General features: G+C 39.3%; 21 protein-coding genes and 1 tRNA gene. 9 read left to right on the forward strand and 13 right to left on the reverse strand.

The window, feature by feature from the left end; translation table 11 throughout:
• The first annotated feature begins 133 nt into the window (after window positions 1–133).
• Window positions 134–1,927 (forward strand): monovalent cation:proton antiporter-2 (CPA2) family protein, encoded by a 1,794-nt coding sequence (locus CH365_RS05880; RefSeq protein ID WP_100767666.1) that lies wholly within the window; start codon window positions 134–136, stop codon window positions 1,925–1,927.
• On the opposite strand, the gene CH365_RS05885 is transcribed toward CH365_RS05880, so the two are convergent.
• The 4 genes from CH365_RS05885 to CH365_RS05900 form a co-directional block, all read right to left on the reverse strand.
• The gene (locus CH365_RS05885; protein ID WP_100767667.1) at window positions 1,924–2,760 is read right to left on the reverse strand and encodes an endo alpha-1,4 polygalactosaminidase; all 837 of its coding nucleotides are present in this window, start codon (window positions 2,758–2,760) and stop codon (window positions 1,924–1,926) included. The genes CH365_RS05880 and CH365_RS05885 overlap by 4 nt on opposite strands.
• 87 nt (window positions 2,761–2,847) lie before the next feature.
• Window positions 2,848–3,468 carry a DUF6935 domain-containing protein gene (locus CH365_RS05890; RefSeq protein ID WP_100767668.1) on the reverse strand — a complete coding sequence of 207 codons (621 nt, stop codon included), beginning with the start codon at window positions 3,466–3,468 and terminating at the stop codon, window positions 2,848–2,850.
• Between the two features lie 147 nt (window positions 3,469–3,615).
• Window positions 3,616–4,533 carry an SH3 domain-containing protein gene (locus CH365_RS20195; RefSeq protein WP_125226293.1) on the reverse strand — a complete coding sequence of 306 codons (918 nt, stop codon included), beginning with the start codon at window positions 4,531–4,533 and terminating at the stop codon, window positions 3,616–3,618.
• 25 nt (window positions 4,534–4,558) lie between these two features.
• Window positions 4,559–4,630 (reverse strand) — tRNA-Gly (locus CH365_RS05900).
• Between the two features lie 62 nt (window positions 4,631–4,692).
• On the opposite strand from CH365_RS05900, the gene CH365_RS05905 reads away from it, so the two are divergent.
• Window positions 4,693–6,225: a carboxypeptidase M32 gene (locus tag CH365_RS05905; RefSeq protein ID WP_100767670.1), complete on the forward strand. Its 1,533-nt coding sequence runs from the start codon at window positions 4,693–4,695 to the stop codon at window positions 6,223–6,225.
• Window positions 6,222–6,560, forward strand: a complete 339-nt coding sequence (locus CH365_RS05910; protein ID WP_100767671.1) for a hypothetical protein — start codon at window positions 6,222–6,224, stop codon at window positions 6,558–6,560. The genes CH365_RS05905 and CH365_RS05910 overlap by 4 nt, the downstream gene beginning before the upstream one ends.
• A gap of 21 nt (window positions 6,561–6,581) precedes the next feature.
• On the opposite strand, the gene CH365_RS05915 is transcribed toward CH365_RS05910, so the two are convergent.
• The 4 genes from CH365_RS05915 to CH365_RS05930 form a co-directional block, all read right to left on the reverse strand.
• Window positions 6,582–6,908, reverse strand: a complete 327-nt coding sequence (locus CH365_RS05915) for a YnfA family protein (protein WP_100767672.1) — start codon at window positions 6,906–6,908, stop codon at window positions 6,582–6,584.
• Window positions 6,908–7,369, reverse strand: a complete 462-nt coding sequence (locus tag CH365_RS05920) for a DUF1801 domain-containing protein (protein WP_100767673.1) — start codon at window positions 7,367–7,369, stop codon at window positions 6,908–6,910. Before CH365_RS05920 ends, CH365_RS05915 begins: the two co-directional genes overlap by 1 nt.
• 124 nt (window positions 7,370–7,493) lie before the next feature.
• On the reverse strand, window positions 7,494–8,303 hold the full coding sequence (locus tag CH365_RS05925; protein ID WP_100767674.1) for a hypothetical protein: 810 nt from the start codon (window positions 8,301–8,303) through the stop codon (window positions 7,494–7,496).
• Window positions 8,290–8,715 (reverse strand): ABA4-like family protein, encoded by a 426-nt coding sequence (locus CH365_RS05930; protein WP_100767675.1) that lies wholly within the window; start codon window positions 8,713–8,715, stop codon window positions 8,290–8,292. Before CH365_RS05930 ends, CH365_RS05925 begins: the two co-directional genes overlap by 14 nt.
• A 123-nt stretch (window positions 8,716–8,838) precedes the next feature.
• On the opposite strand from CH365_RS05930, the gene CH365_RS05935 reads away from it, so the two are divergent.
• Entirely contained in the window at window positions 8,839–9,489 is a 651-nt protein-coding gene (locus CH365_RS05935) for a TetR/AcrR family transcriptional regulator (protein WP_100767676.1), read from the forward strand.
• A gap of 5 nt (window positions 9,490–9,494) precedes the next feature.
• On the opposite strand, the gene CH365_RS05940 is transcribed toward CH365_RS05935, so the two are convergent.
• Window positions 9,495–10,310, reverse strand: coding sequence for a PhzF family phenazine biosynthesis protein (locus CH365_RS05940; protein WP_100767677.1), 816 nt, complete (start codon window positions 10,308–10,310; stop codon window positions 9,495–9,497).
• A gap of 163 nt (window positions 10,311–10,473) precedes the next feature.
• Between CH365_RS05940 and CH365_RS05945 the strand changes: the two genes are divergently transcribed.
• On the forward strand, window positions 10,474–11,121 hold the full coding sequence (locus CH365_RS05945; protein ID WP_100767678.1) for an NADPH-dependent F420 reductase: 648 nt from the start codon (window positions 10,474–10,476) through the stop codon (window positions 11,119–11,121).
• Window positions 11,122–11,125: 4 nt separating this feature from the next.
• On the opposite strand, the gene CH365_RS05950 is transcribed toward CH365_RS05945, so the two are convergent.
• The 3 genes from CH365_RS05950 to CH365_RS05960 are packed head-to-tail and all read right to left on the reverse strand — an operon-like array spanning window position 11,126 to window position 12,409.
• Window positions 11,126–11,515: a DUF423 domain-containing protein gene (locus CH365_RS05950; protein ID WP_100767679.1), complete on the reverse strand. Its 390-nt coding sequence runs from the start codon at window positions 11,513–11,515 to the stop codon at window positions 11,126–11,128.
• A complete protein-coding gene (locus CH365_RS05955; RefSeq protein ID WP_100767680.1) occupies window positions 11,496–12,086 on the reverse strand; it encodes a hypothetical protein in 591 nt (196 codons plus the stop codon). Before CH365_RS05955 ends, CH365_RS05950 begins: the two co-directional genes overlap by 20 nt.
• Entirely contained in the window at window positions 12,083–12,409 is a 327-nt protein-coding gene (locus CH365_RS05960; RefSeq protein WP_175284896.1) for a TRL-like family protein, read from the reverse strand. Before CH365_RS05960 ends, CH365_RS05955 begins: the two co-directional genes overlap by 4 nt.
• A gap of 145 nt (window positions 12,410–12,554) precedes the next feature.
• Between CH365_RS05960 and rocD the strand changes: the two genes are divergently transcribed.
• The 4 genes from rocD to CH365_RS05980 all read left to right on the forward strand — a co-directional run bounded on the left by rocD (window position 12,555) and on the right by CH365_RS05980 (window position 16,266).
• Window positions 12,555–13,790, forward strand: a complete 1,236-nt coding sequence (rocD, locus tag CH365_RS05965; protein WP_100767681.1) for an ornithine--oxo-acid transaminase — start codon at window positions 12,555–12,557, stop codon at window positions 13,788–13,790.
• A gap of 26 nt (window positions 13,791–13,816) precedes the next feature.
• Window positions 13,817–14,146, forward strand: coding sequence for a hypothetical protein (locus CH365_RS05970; protein ID WP_008591045.1), 330 nt, complete (start codon window positions 13,817–13,819; stop codon window positions 14,144–14,146).
• Between the two features lie 141 nt (window positions 14,147–14,287).
• Complete coding sequence (locus CH365_RS05975; protein ID WP_100767682.1) at window positions 14,288–16,066, forward strand: cation:proton antiporter; 1,779 nt, start codon at window positions 14,288–14,290, stop codon at window positions 16,064–16,066.
• An 8-nt stretch (window positions 16,067–16,074) separates the two neighbouring features.
• Window positions 16,075–16,266 (forward strand): DUF1289 domain-containing protein, encoded by a 192-nt coding sequence (locus CH365_RS05980; protein ID WP_100767683.1) that lies wholly within the window; start codon window positions 16,075–16,077, stop codon window positions 16,264–16,266.
• Between the two features lies 1 nt (window position 16,267).
• On the opposite strand, the gene CH365_RS05985 is transcribed toward CH365_RS05980, so the two are convergent.
• Window positions 16,268–17,392 (reverse strand): glycosyltransferase family 4 protein, encoded by a 1,125-nt coding sequence (locus CH365_RS05985; protein ID WP_100767684.1) that lies wholly within the window; start codon window positions 17,390–17,392, stop codon window positions 16,268–16,270.
• Window positions 17,393–17,395: the final 3 nt, after the last annotated feature.

A 17,395-nucleotide genomic window follows, 5' to 3' on the forward strand; every position in this document is an offset into this window, starting at 1 on the left:
TCCTCATATTAATCCTAAATAATTATAGCGCTTTCCACTTTGAGGAGAAGAATCATACATAGGAAAAGTGGTTTTATTACCTATCCGTAAAATGTCTAATGAAAATTAATCCAAACCGAAAGGAAGCGCATTAATGGAAGAGAAAAGTCTACTCGTTACCGCTATTATTCTACTCAGCACGGCAGTTCTATGTGTTCCCGTTTTCAAAAAATTGGGAATAGGCTCCATCATAGGTTATGTCGTAGGAGGAATTTTAATCGGACCTCATGGGATCCGACTAGTGACCGGTGGAACCGAAATCATGCATTTCGCGGAATTCGGTGTGGTCCTTCTCCTTTTTTTGATCGGGTTGGAGCTCCGACCTCAAACACTTTGGGTGCTTAGAAAACCGGTTTTTGGAATGGGATTTTTCCAAGTAGCAGTCTCCTCGTTTTTGTTAGGAGGATTGATCGGTTATTTATTCCAGTTGGGATTTATTCCTTCGATTATTTTAGGGGTGAGTTTATCACTTTCTTCCACTGCTTTTGCTCTTCAGTCTTTAGCGGAAAAAAATCAACTTAATACTTCTTACGGAAGATCAGCATTTGCAATCTTACTTTTCCAAGATTTGGCAGTGATCCCGGTGATGGCAATTCTTCCTTTAGCGGCATTGGAACCTGGACAAACAGCTCATAGTGGATTCAATTTTTATAAATTAGGAACCGCAATTGCGGCTATTCTTTTGGTGGTATTAAGCGGACGTTTTTTGATGCGACCTCTTTTCAGAATGATCGCAGCTACAGGGAACCACGAAATTTTCGTGGCTCTTTCTTTGGTGCTGGTCCTAGGAGTTTCTTTTGCAATGGAGAAGGTAGGCTTGTCCATGGCACTCGGTTCCTTTTTAGGAGGAGTGCTACTCGCAGATTCAGAATACAGACATGAATTAGAAGCAAACTTGGAACCTTTTAAAGGATTACTATTAGGGCTATTTTTCCTTGCGGTTGGAATGTCTATGAACCTGGAAATTCTAATCAATCATCCGTTCCTAATTTTTGGACTTGCATTCGGTTTGATGTCCGTCAAAGGAATTGTTCTTTTTGTTTTAGGGAAGATTGCGAAACTTACTTCCGATTCTTCTTCCAATCTTGCGGTTAGCATTTCCCAAGGTGGAGAATTTGCGTTTGTGATCCTAAATGTTGCCGCTCAGCTCAGTGTTCTATCAAAAGAAACCACCGACTATTCTATCGTGATCGTTACCGCTTCTATGATACTCACTCCTTTTATAGGGATCATTAAGGAGAAGGTAATAGATCCTTATTTACACGAAGAAGAAGAGAGGCCTGCAGATCCTATTTATGAAAAGAACCGAGTGATCATTGCAGGTTTCGGAAGGGTGGGACAGATCATCTCCAGGATGTTATATCTGCATAAGATTAGATTCACTGCTTTAGAACATAATGCCGACCAGGTAAATGCTGCCAGAAAATTCGGACATAAGATCTACTATGGAGATGCAAGTAGGCTGGATCTATTAACTGCGGCAGGTGCAGCTCACGCTGAGATACTTGTGCTTGCGATCCAAGACGCAGAGTTATCTGTAAAGATCGCCAAGATGGCTAAAGAGAATTTTCCAAACTTAAGGATTATCGCGAGAGCAAGAAACAGATCTCATTATTTCGATCTGATGGAACTGGGAATTGAAACGATACGAAGAGATACGTTTTCTTCTTCCCTTGAGCTTGCGGAAGAAACTTTAAAAGATCTGGGATTTTTACCTTCAGAGGTAAAATATTTTATCCAAAAGTTCAGAGATTATGATGAAGGAATGGTCAAAGATCAATTCAAACTCAGACATAACGAAAAAGAACTGATCGCTTATTCTAAAAATGCTGTCCGTCAATTGGAAGAAGCTTTTGCCGCGGATATGCTCCAAAAAGAAGCTTCTTAAGGACAAGGATCGCGATAAGCGTCCAAACTTTGGTTTTTCAAAAAACCGGATAAATGATATGAGATCGACTGAGAACAGAAATCGTTCTTGGTCGTTCCATTCTCCACGTATTCTATCTGAAAAACCGCAGATCCTTTGTTTGGAAATGCTTCTTCTAAATTACACCATCCATCATCATAACAACTTTCCGTCACAGCCCAATCGAAGTTTCCGATCAGATCCGGAATTTGGTCTGGATCATTTTTTAATCCGGCAGACATTCCTCTAAAATGAGCTAGATCACTGATCCAACGATTGAATCTAATTTGATCATCGGCACTCAAAGGAAAACCCGTATCGTTTTGATAACCATCTAGATTATCAGGATCTATCCCATCGCAACCTTTTGCCTTTGCCTTATCGAAACGTGCAGAAAGTATCGGACTTAAAAGATCAATACGTCTGATATCCAACCATTGCTCATCCGGATAACCACTATAAACATTTCCTAATACTTCGGGTGGGAAATCAGAAGCATCCGACCTGTAATTTTCGTAGGAACCCACATCAATATAGCAGATTACTTTTTTTCCAGACGTATGCAATCTTTGGATTACAGTCGGGTCCGAATCAGTAAGATCTGAATCTATATCGAATACTTGTGCATCGACAGACTCATCCAAGGTATCTGTAAATTGGATCTGGAATGTTGTTCCAGGAGCAGGGATCCAAACTCTTGTTAAAAGAAATACTAAGATAGAATTTTTATCTCCATTCGAATGATGTTTGCAGGAACTCAAACAAAAGGAAAAGATAAGAAGTAAGCTATAAAAGATCCGAAAAGAGAACATCATTACAACCGGATATTCCGGCTATAATGATTAGAAGATAAGATCTCGGAAATTACTCCAAGAATTTAATATCGCAAATTTAAAAAATGATCAAAGATCATCCGCAGGATTAGAAGTCGCAGGTTTTTTAATGCCTACCAATAAGCTGGAAAACTCGGAGGCCTTCCATACACCTTTTGCATTTCTCTTTACGGTAACAGGCCTTGGAGTGTCAGCCCCCGAAGAAGGAAGAAATAATTTTTTCTGCCCGGACTCTTCCGTTCCACTGAAACGATTTGAGGTTAGTGTAAAATTATAAGGAGGGTTAGAAGGTTTATAACCATTTTGGAAAGAAGAACCTGGAAGATAAGAACCGATCAAGTAAGGATGTTGTTCTAACTGCCTTTTTACTAAATCGATCGTGTTCCGGTTGATATTAAAACCTTTATATCCATTAGGAGAAGTATCCGAGATCAGAGAGTTAGCGTCCAAAGAAATGATCAATGCCTTCTTACCTTCTTCCGCATTTTTGGAATAAATAGAAAGAGCGGCCAAAAGAACGATAACAGCTCCTTGCGGATTGATTGCATTCGCATCTCGAAACGATTCGAAAGAAGAAAAATCAGCAGGCCAAGAATTTGCAGTTACGGTATAGGTCTCGTTTTGAGCGGATAAGGTCGCCGCAAACAAAAGAATCAAAAGAATAGAAACGTATTTTGGAATTCGATCCATAATTTTCCACCGGTCCAAAGAGTGAGGTCAGATTTAGAACCGAAGTAAAAACAAGTCCAGAAAAAACTTTCTGACAAAAGTTGAATTTGAGTCCGATTTGTTAGTAAGTTAGAGACTCGTTTTTTTGATTTTTACAACCAATCCCTCTTATTCCAATTCTTCGCAACTTAAGTAAGCATCTAACTTATTGTTCTCTATATATTTATAAAAATCAACTAAACCACTCCAATCGATTTCACATTTATGAGAAGGCTTACGTTGGGATTCAGTTGAGATCAGAATCAGAATTTTTTCTTTTCGAGGGGACTCACCTTGACTTTCAAAGGAAATCTGGGGAGAACAAGGAAGATTTTTGAGACTACAATCTAAATCCTCGAATTTACTCCCTTTCCAAGTAAGCGTAATTCCAGCATCTTCATTTACTGCGATTATCGAGTATTTTTCCATTAGTTCATGGATCGTTTTATTATGAAGAGCGGGGTTGTAATCTGAATCAGTAAAATTTTTGCGATGAGCCCATCCTGTTTCGGATCCATTCACATTCTTTACTAGAATGAAACCTTCAGGGTCGGAAAATTTTCGAGTAACGTTCTTAACTACGACCAAGTCACTGTAACGTAGCTTAGCTAAAATCTTAGAATTAGAATCAGGCTTTTCATATAGATTGACTCCAGAGTAATTCAGCACATAAATATTTTGATTATAAGGAAGATTTAAAGCTAACAAATAAACTACTCGATCATTAAATAAACATTTTACATCCAGTGAAAATTTCTTTGTACTTTGGAATTCCCCATTAAGATCTGTTAAAATTGTTATTCTTGACCCTTCTGGAATCGAATCTAATTGATATTCCCCGTTCTCATTAACATACCCAGTTGACCTTTCAGTAAAAAAAATCGGACAAGAATCATTTTTTCTACAATCCCCCTTTAATAGAGAGCATTGAATTGCGGGTAAAAGAGCGAAAAAGACAATTTTGAGAATCAATAATAAACGGTATCTCATAGCGAATAAATGAAATATGCTGTTGCCATAGTCATTATTTTTACGACCGTCAGACAAAATATTTTAGATTAAGGAGGAAATTTGCGGGCAGAGGGACTCGAACCCTCACTAGAAGCTTGGAAGGCTACGGTGCTAGCCATTACACCATGCCCGCTAGATAAAAGTCAGTTTTTGGTTGGTGGACGAGATGTCAATCGAAAAGAATGTTTTTTAAGTATGTGGGAATCTGAACTTCAAAATTGGGAAAATATCCTTCCGGCGTTTAAGGCCTATCGGGATGAATTCCGTAATATCTATCATCTCAGAAATATTGGAAGTGTCTTGCATTGGGATATGGAAATCGGCATCCCAAGCGATGGCTTAAGTGAAAGAGGAGACCAACTTAGTTTTCTTTCCGGACTCGCTCATAAATCTTTTATTGGAGATTCATTTCGTAGTTTAGCGGAAAAAGCCAGGGAAGAAAATTCTCGTTCTGATGCTCCAGGTAAATCTCTTAGAGAAAGAGAACTATATTTATTATTCAAAGATTTGGACCGTTCTTCTTGTTTACCGATCTCTTGGGTGGAAGAATTTTCCAAGGTCACAAGCCAGGCTCATTCTATTTGGGTAGATGCAAGAAAGAAGAATGATATTTCTTCTTTTCTTCCTATCTTACAAAAGATCGTGGATCTTGTTTTTCAAAAAGCCGACTATTTCGGTTTTTCAACGGAAGCGTATGACGCTCTTTTAGATGAATATGAACCGGAGGCGAAAGCTGCAGATCTAGAAGTTCTATTTGCAGATCTTAGAAAATCCTTAGTCCCCTTGATCGCAAAAGCAAAGGATGCTACGTTCCCATTTCAGGGAAATTTTCCGATCGATTCACAAATTCCTTTTAATACAAATCTTCCGGTTCTTTTGGGTCTGCCTGAGTCCGGATTTCGTTTAGATTCCAGTGCGCATCCATTTTCCACCTCTTTAGGTTCTTTCGATAAAAGGATCACGACACGTTATGAAGAATCTGATCCTCTTTCTTCTGTGTATTCGGTTTTACATGAGACCGGACATGCCTTATATGAAGCGGGAATTTCTTTGCTGCCAGGAGGTCCTTCTCCTTTAAAAGATTCCGTTTCTTTGGGTGTTCATGAATCTCAAAGTCGCCTTTGGGAAAACCAAGTGGGAAGGTCCAAAGAATTTTGGGAAGGTATCTATCCTTTATTTCTGAAAAACTTAGGAATTTCGGAAGCTTCTCTACCTTTTTCTAAACTTTATTTTTTCGTGAACAAATCCAAACCTTCTTTGATCCGAGTAGAAGCGGACCAAATTACTTACAATCTTCATGTAATCCTAAGATTCCAAATAGAGAGAGCGATCTTCAAAAAGGAACTCGCATTAAAAGATCTTTCTGGTGCTTGGAAAGATGGAATGAAATCCTTACTAGGCGTGGATGTTCCGGATGATTCCAAAGGTTTTTTACAAGATGTTCATTGGAGCGGAGGAGCCTTCGGTTATTTTCCTACTTACTCTTTGGGAAATATTTATGCGGCCCAACTTTATTCCGCCTTTTTGAAACAGAATCCTAAGTTTCCGGAAGAATTGAAAAACAGAGAAACTTCTTCTCTCCTCGAATGGCTTAGAAAACATGTTCACAGCAAGGGAAGAAGTTTGGAAGCAAAGGAACTGGTCCGTCAAGCAACCGGAGAAGAACCGAATTCCAAATACTTGGTAGAATATTTGGACTCTAAGATCAAGGAACAGGAAGCAGTATGAGCGGAGAAGATCAGGAAGAATTAACTCTAAAGTCCTTCGAAGAATTGTCCTACTTTGATAATTTAGCACTGTTTTATTTATGCAACGAAACTCCTCCTCAAACCTTAGCACTTGCATTCTTGGTGGGAGATAAAAAAGTTTGCGGCTCCATGTTGGGAGTTATGGATGCAAAGCGTAGGGCCTTTGTTCATGAATTGATGTCCAAACAAAACGAAGCTCCGGACGAAAAGAAACATGCTGCGGCACAAGGATTACTCATCATAGCAGATGGGTTGATCAGCAGAAATCTGATCCGCAAACAGGGAAAATTCTATTTCGGAACAGAGAGAGGTTAATCTTTCTATTTAAGTGATCTATTATCTAGGCGCATAATAGATCACTGCGACTCCGAACAACGCAATCAAAGATCCAATAATATCGTATCTGTCCGGTTGAAATCCATCCATCTTCCAAGCCCATAATAACGACATTACGATAAAAAATCCCCCATACGTTGCATATACTCTTCCAAACGAAGACGATTGTAAAGCTGCAACAATTCCATACAAGGCCAAGATCAGTCCACCTACAATCAGATAGATTACTGATTTAGATTCTTTGTACCAAAGCCATACAAGATATCCACCGCCGATTTCACAAAGACCGGCAAATAGAAAGATCATTACCGATTTAAAATATTCCATTATGATTTCCTTTTTTTAAGAGCCGGCTTTTTAACAAAATTCATACTTCCTATGATCATTTCTTTTTCTTTTTTACTTTTCGGGAGTTTCAAACTTTGTTCCAGAAATTCTTGGATCGGCTCTGTATCGATCTCTTTTAAAGAAAAATATTCCAAGTAACGGATTTGTTTTGTATCTCCTAATAATATCTTTTCTGGGTCTTTGAGCAAAACTCCCCACTCAAAGATCAAACGAACAGTCTCTTCAAAAGGAAATATACCACATATATAGCCTGAGTTTTTATCTCTAAAGCCGATCGCCTTCCAAACAGGATAACCTCTTTCTTCGAAGTCAGGAAAGCTCGTTTTGATCTTGTTTCTAAGAGAATTTACAATCTCCAAAATACTTTTCGTATGAGGTTTTAAGATCTCTGAAATAATCTCATAGTTATCTTTAGTCTGTTTAGGCTTTTTGGAAACCATAGAATTTCCATAAGTAATCCCGAAACGAGGGACTGAAATTCCAATTTAGAAAGTGAGAAAAAAATAGAAAAAGAAAATCGATCCGAACCAAATCAAAATATGACAGGTTCGGATTTGGAATATCTTAAATCAATGGGCGTCCAAACATCGCGTGAACGAATACAGCTCCAACTAAGATGGAATAACTTATAGAAACTATTTTAACACTTAAAAGATCCCAGCCTTGTTTGATCGCTAAAAAAGCAAACAACGGAAGAATTTGTAATGCATGAATTCCTGCAAAATGTGCAATCCGAATATCGCCGCCATTTCTACTCCAATTCACAATAGGTAATCCGGGACCCCCGTCAGGAACTCCCACTGAATGAGCGAGTCTCGCAGACATAAAAACTCCGATCACCGAAGCGATTGCGAATATCCAAAGAGAAAATCGAATAGCAGTCAAGGCGCGAGGATCCAACTTAGAACCTATAAGCCTAAATTTTTTGTCCATCCAGATCGAGACAGGAATCATCGGAAAGATAAACATCCCCATGATACTATAAATCGCTCCATCAAGTGCAGATGATTGGTTGAAGTGCGATTGCACTCCTCTTGCCGACTGTAAAGTGATAAGCACTAATTCTACTGCGGTAGAGATTACAAAATACTTTTCTACTCTATTTCTAAAGGTCGGAAAATCTCCCAATAGTTCCAAGAACCAAGCCATGGTCCAGAGAAAGATCCCAATCGAAACTGCAAATTTTAATGGTTTAATCCAAGTATTCGCTCCTACAACAAATCTCGGATCAATTTGGGAAAGAAGAATATACACCGGTATTAAAAGTAAAGATACCAACCCTGTGTAAAAACTTAAGCTTCTATTCTTTCTTAAATTATAGAAAAAACCTTTCGATTGAGAATGATTCGGATATAAAACATTAGATGTTTGCACGACTTCCTCCTTTTCTCCAACGTACGATTTGAAATAATAAATAACCGATAGGTCCGAACATTAATGTGAAAAATAAACAAGGGATCAGGATCCATCTAGAAATTCCCAATACCTCTGCTTCTTTTGTTTCCCAAATCCCAACGAATAGATCGAAAGCAAGATAGTGCACCCAACCTGCAAGCAATACCCAGGGATTAGCAAAAAGTTTAGTTACACCTTCCAGAGATCCGAAATCGAAACCCCCTCTTGCATGAAATGCGAGTATCAACAAATACAATACGGAAAGGAGCAAGGGCCAAACTCCATTCCTTACCAGTAGTTTGGTTACTCTTGCATTTGGTAGACCCGCAAGTAATAACCAGCCCACGATCGCAAAGTTGCTGGCCAATTTAAATGTTAGTTCTGGAGTCATAAAACCTCGTCCTTTCCCTTTTTTGTCCCGGGATTTACTTGAAAAATCTAGGACTCGGTCCCAGAATGTTACTATTGGTAACACCAAATGTTACCAACGTCAACATTTTTTAGGAAATTTTTTATGCCTGCAAAGAAAAAAATGAAAAAGCCGGAAGGTTCTTATCATCATGGAAATTTGGCTGAAACCCTAAAATCATTAGCCTTAAAACGTTTGGAAATCAGCAAAGATTCTGCGTTTACCATCAGAGAGATCGCAAGAGAAGCTGGAGTCAGCCATGCGGCAGCGTATAGACATTTCCCTTCTCATAGGGATCTTCTGGCCCAAATTTCTAAGGACGGATTTATAAAAATTACGGAAGAATTTACAAAAGCGGAGAAAGCCTCTTCTCCTTCCGATCCATTTGATCGATTGAAAAGACTAGGCCTTGCTTATATTTCTTTTTGTCTGGAGAATGTAGGCTATTATAGAGCAATGTGGCATATAGATCTTGGGCCCGTCGGTGATCTAAAAGACCTAACGGAAGCAGGTAAAAATTCTTTCTTAAAACTGTGGGAAACGGTGCTGATCTGTGAATCACTTAAGATCAATAAGTTTGAAGCAAGAGAAATGGCAACTGCAGCCTGGTCGCTAGTACATGGATATTCAGTTCTTCTCAATGAATGCCAACTAAATAATCCTGTCTTACAAATTGATAAGAATAACGCACTACAAGAAGCAGAGAAGATATTGCAAATATTGGATTCAGGTTTGAAGAACAAAACCTACAAGTAACACTTCTACTCTAAATAAAAAAAACCTTTCAGATACAACTTACAGTTTCCGCCGATACGAACTCTCTCTCCTCTATTCTCGCATACTAAATGCCCCCCTCTTGCGGAAGCTTGGTACGCATTCAAATCCTTCTTATCAAACTTTTCCGACCAATAAGGGATCAATGTGCAATGAGAAGAACCAGTAACAGGATCTTCCGGAACTCCTTTGGCAGGAGCGAAAAATCTGGAAACAAAATCATAGGACTTCCCACTATCCGCTGGAGCGGTTACTATCGCCGCAAAGAATGGAAGCTTCTTCAAAGCCTCGTGATCCGGAATTAGATTTCGAACCTCGGATTCTTTTTCAAAAACGAATAAGATATCTCTAGCCTTCAAAACTTCTTTCGCTTTTATATTAAAGCAAGAAGATAGATCCTCCGGTGAATACTCGGTCTTTACTGGAGGCCTTGAGGGAAAATCTAAATAGTATTTTCCATTCTCCCGAAACACTTCCAAGAGCCCGCTCTTAGTATGAAATTTTAAAAAAGAAGCATCCGACTTATTTTCCAACACTTCGTAAATTGCAAATGCACTCGCCAAAGTGGCGTGACCACAAAGGTCTACTTCGACACCTGGAGTAAACCATCTCAGATCATATTCCCCCTTTTCCTTTCTGGGACGAAAGAAGGCAGTCTCTGATAGATTATTTTCCGCGGCTAGATCAATCAATTTAGGATCGGGCAACCATTCTCCTTCCCAGGGAATAACTGCCGCAGGATTTCCTTTAAATAAGGAATCTGTAAAAGCATCTATTTGGAAAATTGTATATTCTTGCTTCATACTTTGGATATCATTACCTAATTTTACAAAGGAATACAGTTACAGTTTTATTTCTTTTTTCCAATACAGAAAAAGAATAGAAAGAACAATAAATTGAATTCTTTGTCTAAGAACCGTCAATCGAATCGATTCGAATATTTTGAAATCATATACGGAGAAATAAATGAAAATCGGAATTTTAGGGACAGGAATGGTAGGCGAAACCATCGGAAGCAAACTGGTCCAAAAAGGACATGAAGTAAAAATGGGATCCCGTTCCGCTACAAATGAAAAAGCTGCCCAATGGGTTTCCAAATCCGGAAACAAAGCTTCTCAAGGAACTTTCAAAGACGCAGCTTATTTCGGTGATATTTTATTCAATTGTACAAAGGGAGAAATCAGCGTAGAAGTTTTACGTTCTACGGGAGAAGAAACCTTAAAAGGGAAAATTTTAGTAGATCTTGCTAATGCTTTAGATTTTTCCAAAGGAAGACCTCCCGGTTTAATTTTTGGAACCAATGACTCTTTAGGAGAAACCATCCAAAGATCTTTTCCGGATCTGAAAGTTGTCAAAACACTCAACACAATGAATTGTACCATCATGGTAAACGCAAACAGAGTTCCGGGAGAGCATGATGTATTTATTTGTGGAAACGATCCGGAAGCTAAGAAAAAAGTTTCGGACCTTTTAGCGAATGATTTCGGTTGGAAGAATATTATCGATCTAGGTGATATTACTGGGGCAAGAGCAAGTGAAATGTTATTGCCCATCTGGCTAAGATTATATGGAACTTTTGGAAATACGGATTTTAATTTTCATATTTCCAGATAAGAACTTATTCTTTATCGAAAAAAGCGGAATAAGCGATAGATGCCCAGCCGGCTAAAAACGCCAATCCGCCAAGAGGGGTGATTGCACCTAAAACTCTGATCCCTGTTAAAGAAAGTGTGTATAACGAACCGGAGAAGATCAAGATCCCGCTAAAGATCAGCCAAAATCCGATCCTTCTAAACTTGGACTCCGAAAGTTTTCCACCCAATGTTAATACGAGTAAAACTACCGCATGGATAAGATGGTATCTTGCTCCGGTTTCGAAAATGGTAAGCAAGTCCGGAGTCAGTATTGATTTTAATCCATGAGCGCCGAATGCACCAAGGGCCACTGCTAAAAAACCTAAAATAGCTGATAAGAATAATGGAATAGAGTTAGAATTTTTGGATGCCATAACTTTGAAACCTCAGACATTTTCTTCTGAATAATCCGAAGATATAGGCGGTGTACTCCACGTCCAGCCTACTATCGAATAAGGCTTCAATAGAATTCAACTTCATCTGCTCACCCAATTCTTCGTAAAAACTTTTGTTTCCGAAGGTAAAATGAATCGGAATGAATGCGTCGTTAGACCCTCGTTTAATAGGAAGAAACAAACGTACACCGAATTGGCATCCCTTACTTTCTCCCTCGAATCTTACGATCCTATGTTCGGACCAATCCCAGCCATCTAAAGATGCATGGAACATATCTTTATGAGGAAGAGAAGTAGTAGTGCGGATATAACCGTCAAAACCACCAGTCCTCAGTCTTGTCGAAGATTCTCCATAATGGATAGAAGGATCTCTGAAATTTGCACCATTCAAATGAACATCATTGTCCGGTGGAATTCCAATCCCAGTCGGATAAGGCTCAGGATTTCTTCTGACCAAGGCCTTGTTTGCCCCGCCCATCTGGATACAACCGATCAATTCTGCAAAGATCAGAATGAGAAAAAAGGTCCGTATGTAAGGAATGAATTTCATTCTTTTTTCAAAAGTCTTTGAGGAAGTTTCACTCCGATCCCGGTAACTCTGGTGCATTTTTCAAAATAAAGAGCGAATATAAAGGATTTGTAACTATAATCCGTTTGCACATCGAAAAGAAGATCCGCTTTGTCTTTGATCGCATTTTGGACTGCAGCTTCGTAACTCTCGTCCCCAGTGTAAACCATCCAAAGCCAGCTAGTTCCGCAGGAAGTCCCTTCTAATTTTCCTACCGGTTCCATTCCTCTCACGTCTGAATAACTTTGAGAATAGTACCAGCCGGGAGATTTGATATTTGTATAAAGACAGTTCGTAAGGAACATAATCGCAAAAACAATCGGTACAGAAGTGAATATTTTCGGAAAAGAGAATTGCATGTAATAAATTTCAACAAGTTGAAACATAAAAGTCAAGGTAAAATACCGAAATCTCCTTGTGCGACTCTTGAACCGGTTAGAATCGAGTACGATGCACACGCAAACTTCCCAATTTTACTTCGATACCGAAAAAGAGTACGGAGCATTTAATTACGAACCTCTTCCGGTGGTGCTGGAAAGAGGGAAAGGTATATTTCTTTGGGATACGGATGGAAAAAGATATTTTGATTTTTTATCTGCATACAGCGCGGTAAACCAAGGCCATTGCCATCCTAAAATTATAGAAACCTTAAAGGCCCAATCCGAAAAACTAACTCTTACTTCTAGAGCATTCTATAATGACCAGCTCGGTCCTATGGAAAAATTTTTATGCGATATATTCGGATTCAATAGAATGGTCCCGATGAACACAGGAGTAGAAGCGGCCGAAACCTCCGTCAAACTTGCAAGAAGATGGGGATACCAAGTCAAAAAAATTCCAGCAGACAAAGCTAAGATCGTTTTTGCTTCCGGTAACTTTTGGGGAAGAAGTATCGGGGCAATTTCCGCTTCTACCGATCCTACCAGCAGGGGGGACTTTGGCCCTTTTGTCCCGGGATTTTCTATTATTCCATTTAATGATATCGAAACATTAAAGAAAGAATTAAAAGATCCTAATGTAGCCGCGTTCATGGTGGAGCCCATCCAAGGAGAAGCAGGCGTAATTGTTCCGAGAAAAGGTTACCTAAAAGAAGTTCGTAAACTTTGTTCCGAGAATAATGTTCTTCTGATCCTGGACGAAGTGCAAACTGGACTTGGAAGAACAGGCAAACTTTTAGCCGCAGATCATGAGAATGTAAAGCCGGATCTACTCGTATTAGGCAAAGCTTTGTCTGGAGGAACTCTTCCTGTCTCTGCAGTTTTGGGTTCCGACGAAATCATTCTAACTTTAAAACCTGGAACTCATGGATCCACATTCGGCGGAAACCCATTAGCCGCGGCAGTTGCCAAAACCGCCATTCAAGTATTATTGGAGGAAAATTTATCCGAGAACTCTGAAATAAGAGGAATAGAATTCCGTTCTTCTTTGCAGGCTCTAAAGTCGGAATATCCTGAGAAAGTAAAAGAGATCCGAGGAAAAGGATTATTAAACGCAGTAGAATTATTCCCCGACAAGACAGGACCAAGAGCCAAAAAAATTTGCTATAAACTATTAGAGTCCGGAATTCTCGCGAAACAAACTCATGATCATACCATCCGTTTCGCTCCTCCTCTTTGTATTTCCAAAAGCGAATTAGAAGAGGCGACTTCTATCATTCTCCAAACGATCCGTAAAACCCTTGACTAATCCTTCGAATTCGTTTTTTTAAAAGAATGTCGGCCGAAGACAAAAAGTATATCCGGGTCTGGAAAAAACTGAGCGTGAGCGAAGTTTCTTCTCAATTGATGATCATAGACGATCTGTACGGAACTTGCGGAAAATGTAAACATCTAGGACTGAATTATACGAAAGACAAGTCCTGTCCAGAATGTGGTACTAAATTCAAATATCTGGCGACCAACTTAAAATCTCCCGCCGACATCGCCAAAGTTTTGGCTAGAATAGAAAAAGAAAATTTAGATTTCGTGCTGATCGATAGAGAAGATTATACTTTGTCCAAAGCAAAAGACGCAGTTAAGGATTTATTCAAGTCCAACGACTAAAGTTTCTTCATGGAGCTTGCCTCCCTCATTCTCTGGATACAAAATCCATATTAAAAAGTGAATGGACTATATTCATTTAATAATTTCTTTTTGTAATATCCTTCCAACAAAACTAATCTAAGGGGAATTCATACCGAAAAGATGGAACATCATTCACTCACTCTATTAGTTGATATCGCCCTTAGTATTATTTTCGCGACTCTTTTCGCAATCATAGCAAAAGCATTCAAACAACCTCTGGTCTTAGGTTATGTAATCGCCGGTTTGATCATCGGCCCATTATTCGGACCTTTTGTGGGTGGAAAGCTGACCATCGGTTATGTTAAAAGTGAAGAGAGTATAGAACTGATCTCTGAGATCGGTTTGATTCTTTTATTGTTCATCATCGGTCTAGAGATCGATCTAAAAGAATTGGCTAGAATGGGAAAATCCATGTTTGCCCTGGGAGTTATACAATTCTTCTTAGGCGTCGCGGCGGCTTGGTTCGCATTCCGCACATTCTTCCCTCCTGCTCCCGGCAATTTTGACCTTCTCTACTTTGCGATCGCACTCTCTCTCAGCTCAACAATGATCGTGGTCAAACTTCTACATGATAAGTTCGAGATCAGTACGGTAGCAGGGCGACTTACGATAGGAGTCTTGGTCTTACAGGATATTTGGGCTATTCTCTTTATGGGAATCCAACCGGATTTGCAAGATCCTCAAATCCTGAACGTGCTCGGCTCTTTAGTCAAAGGTATTGCTCTTGTTGCTATCTCCTTCGTGATCAGCCGTTATATTCTATCCAGACTTTTCCTATTCGCAGCTTCTAAACCAGAATTGGTTTTAATCACTTCTATCGCTTGGTGTTTCTTCTTATGCGGTGTTGCGGAAAAACTCCAACTCTCCAAAGAGATGGGAGCATTGATTGCCGGAGTGAGTATCGCAGCCTTCCCTTACGGCGCAGATGTAATCAGCAAACTTTCCGGCATCAGGGACTTCTTCATTACATTATTCTTCGTAGCTCTAGGGATGAAAATCCAAGCTCCGAGTGCAAGCGACTTAGGTCTCGCATTCTTAGCTGTCGGATTCGTTTTAGTGAGCCGAGTTTTGATCATTGCTCCGACTGTGTTCTTCTCCGGCAAAGGTTTAAGAGCTGGAATTGTTGCAGGTCTAAACTTAGCGCAAATTTCGGAATTTTCCTTGGTGATCTTGGCGCTCGGAGTGCAAAAGGAACATATTGGAAAAGATCTGCAAGCGATCGTTCTTACTTCTATGATCATCGCTTCTATCATCTCCACTTATGTAATTTTATTTAACGATAAGATCGCAAGAGGGATTATCTCCTTCTTATCCATCTTTGGGGTGAAGGAAAACAAAGAACCTTTAGAATCCCAAGTGACTGGAGAAACCAAAAGAGATATCGTAGTGTTAGGATATTTCAGAATTGCCCAAGGTTTGATCGATGGAATAGAAGATGATAAACCTTCTTGGTTAAAAAGAATGTTGGTCGTGGATTTTAATCCAATCTATAGACAAACTCTGGAATCTAAGGGAATCCGTTGGGCGTATGGAGATTTAGCAAATCCGGAAAGCCTTCATCATTTGGGAATAGAAGAAGCAAGATACATTGTATGTACGGTTTCCGATATGATCTTAAAAGGAACGACCAATCGCAGATTACTGGAGTCCTTAAAAAGTATCTGTAGGCATCACCAACCGAAGATCATTCTGACTACGGATGATCCAAAAGAAGCGGAAGTTCTTAGAAATAACGGAGCGGCCCACGTAATCGTTCCTGGCAAAATTTCAGGACTTTCTCTATTCACTGAATTATCAGGAATGGTAGACCAGAATGGAAGCAGCACAATTGCAAAATCTGCAAAGGTGAAACCTAAAAAAACAACGTCGAATAAGAAGAAGGTCAAAAAGACCAAGTAGTTCTTAGGATGATTGTTCGTTCTCCATGTATCAAAATTTGCAATATGGACTATGACACCGGTCTCTGCGAAGGTTGTTATCGCACCCTAGAAGAGATCGGCAGATGGACCATGTATTCTGAGGACGAAAGGAAATCGATCCGGCTTAAAATAGAAGAAAGAAAAATTTCTCTCGGAAAACCTTCTTTTAAAAATCCTTAAATTAGTTCTTCACCAGTTCCAAATATTCTTCTACGATTTCGGTTGCTGATTTTTTCCAATCGAATCTCTTAGAATTTTTTAAACCCACTTTGGTCTTGGAATTTAAAAGTTTAGGAGAGTCCAATAGCCGAACTAAGCCTGTCTCGAAGGATAAGGAATCTTTTGGGTCGAAAAAGAACGCAGTATCTTCTAAAATTTCAGGAAGAACACTTGCGTTAGAAGAATATACAGGGCAGCCACAAGATTGAGCTTCCACAGGGGGAAATCCAAATCCTTCGTATAGTGAAGGATAAACAAGCAATCCTGCCGCTGAATAGAGAGTGGCGAGTTCTTGTTCCGACAAATAAGGAACTAGCTTAATTCTATCTTCCCAACCTTTTGCTTCTTCTGTTAAATAATTAGGAAGTTTTCCACCGGAGCCAGCGATCACCCAATCTGTTTTGATCTTTTTTTCGGACCAAAGTTTTTTAAGAGAACGAAGCACAAATCCTAAATTTTTATGCTCTTTTCCTATCCCAACGCTGAGCAAGTATCCGGATTTCAGTCCATACTGTTTTAGGAACTTCTTCTTTTCTGGATCGCTCTTGGGAGAAAAAGTTTTTGAGTCCAGGCCATTATAGATGGTTCGCATTTGAGATGGAGAAAATGAAAAAACTTCGGTAATATCTTTCGCAGTAAAATCGGAAACAGTGATGATCCTTTTGGCCTTCTTCCTAAGGAATAAAAATACAAGTTTCATATAGACTTGTTTCAAAAAAGAAGAATGGAACTGCTTCATTCTAAACGGAATGATATCGTGAATGGTCACGACAGAACGATCTAGAAATTTTAAAGGAGCATTAAAATGAGGGATATCCAACAGATCGAATTTTTTCATCTCAGGGATACCGAACCATTCTTTGAAAGAATAGATCCCTGCATTATATTCTAAGATTTCGTAAGTAGATAAAACTTTAGGTGAGAGATTCTTTTTTATAAGATCAGAATTTCCCAAAAGAACTATTTGGATTCCTTTTTTAGAGGCGATATCTCCGAGCCAATGTAAAAGCCCTTTGATCCTGGAACCGATCCCCGAATGGGCAATCATCCTTGCATCAAATCCGATTTTGATCCTTCTGGGCTTCATGTA

The organism is Leptospira neocaledonica, assembly GCF_002812205.1.
GTDB lineage: Bacteria > Spirochaetota > Leptospiria > Leptospirales > Leptospiraceae > Leptospira_B > Leptospira_B neocaledonica.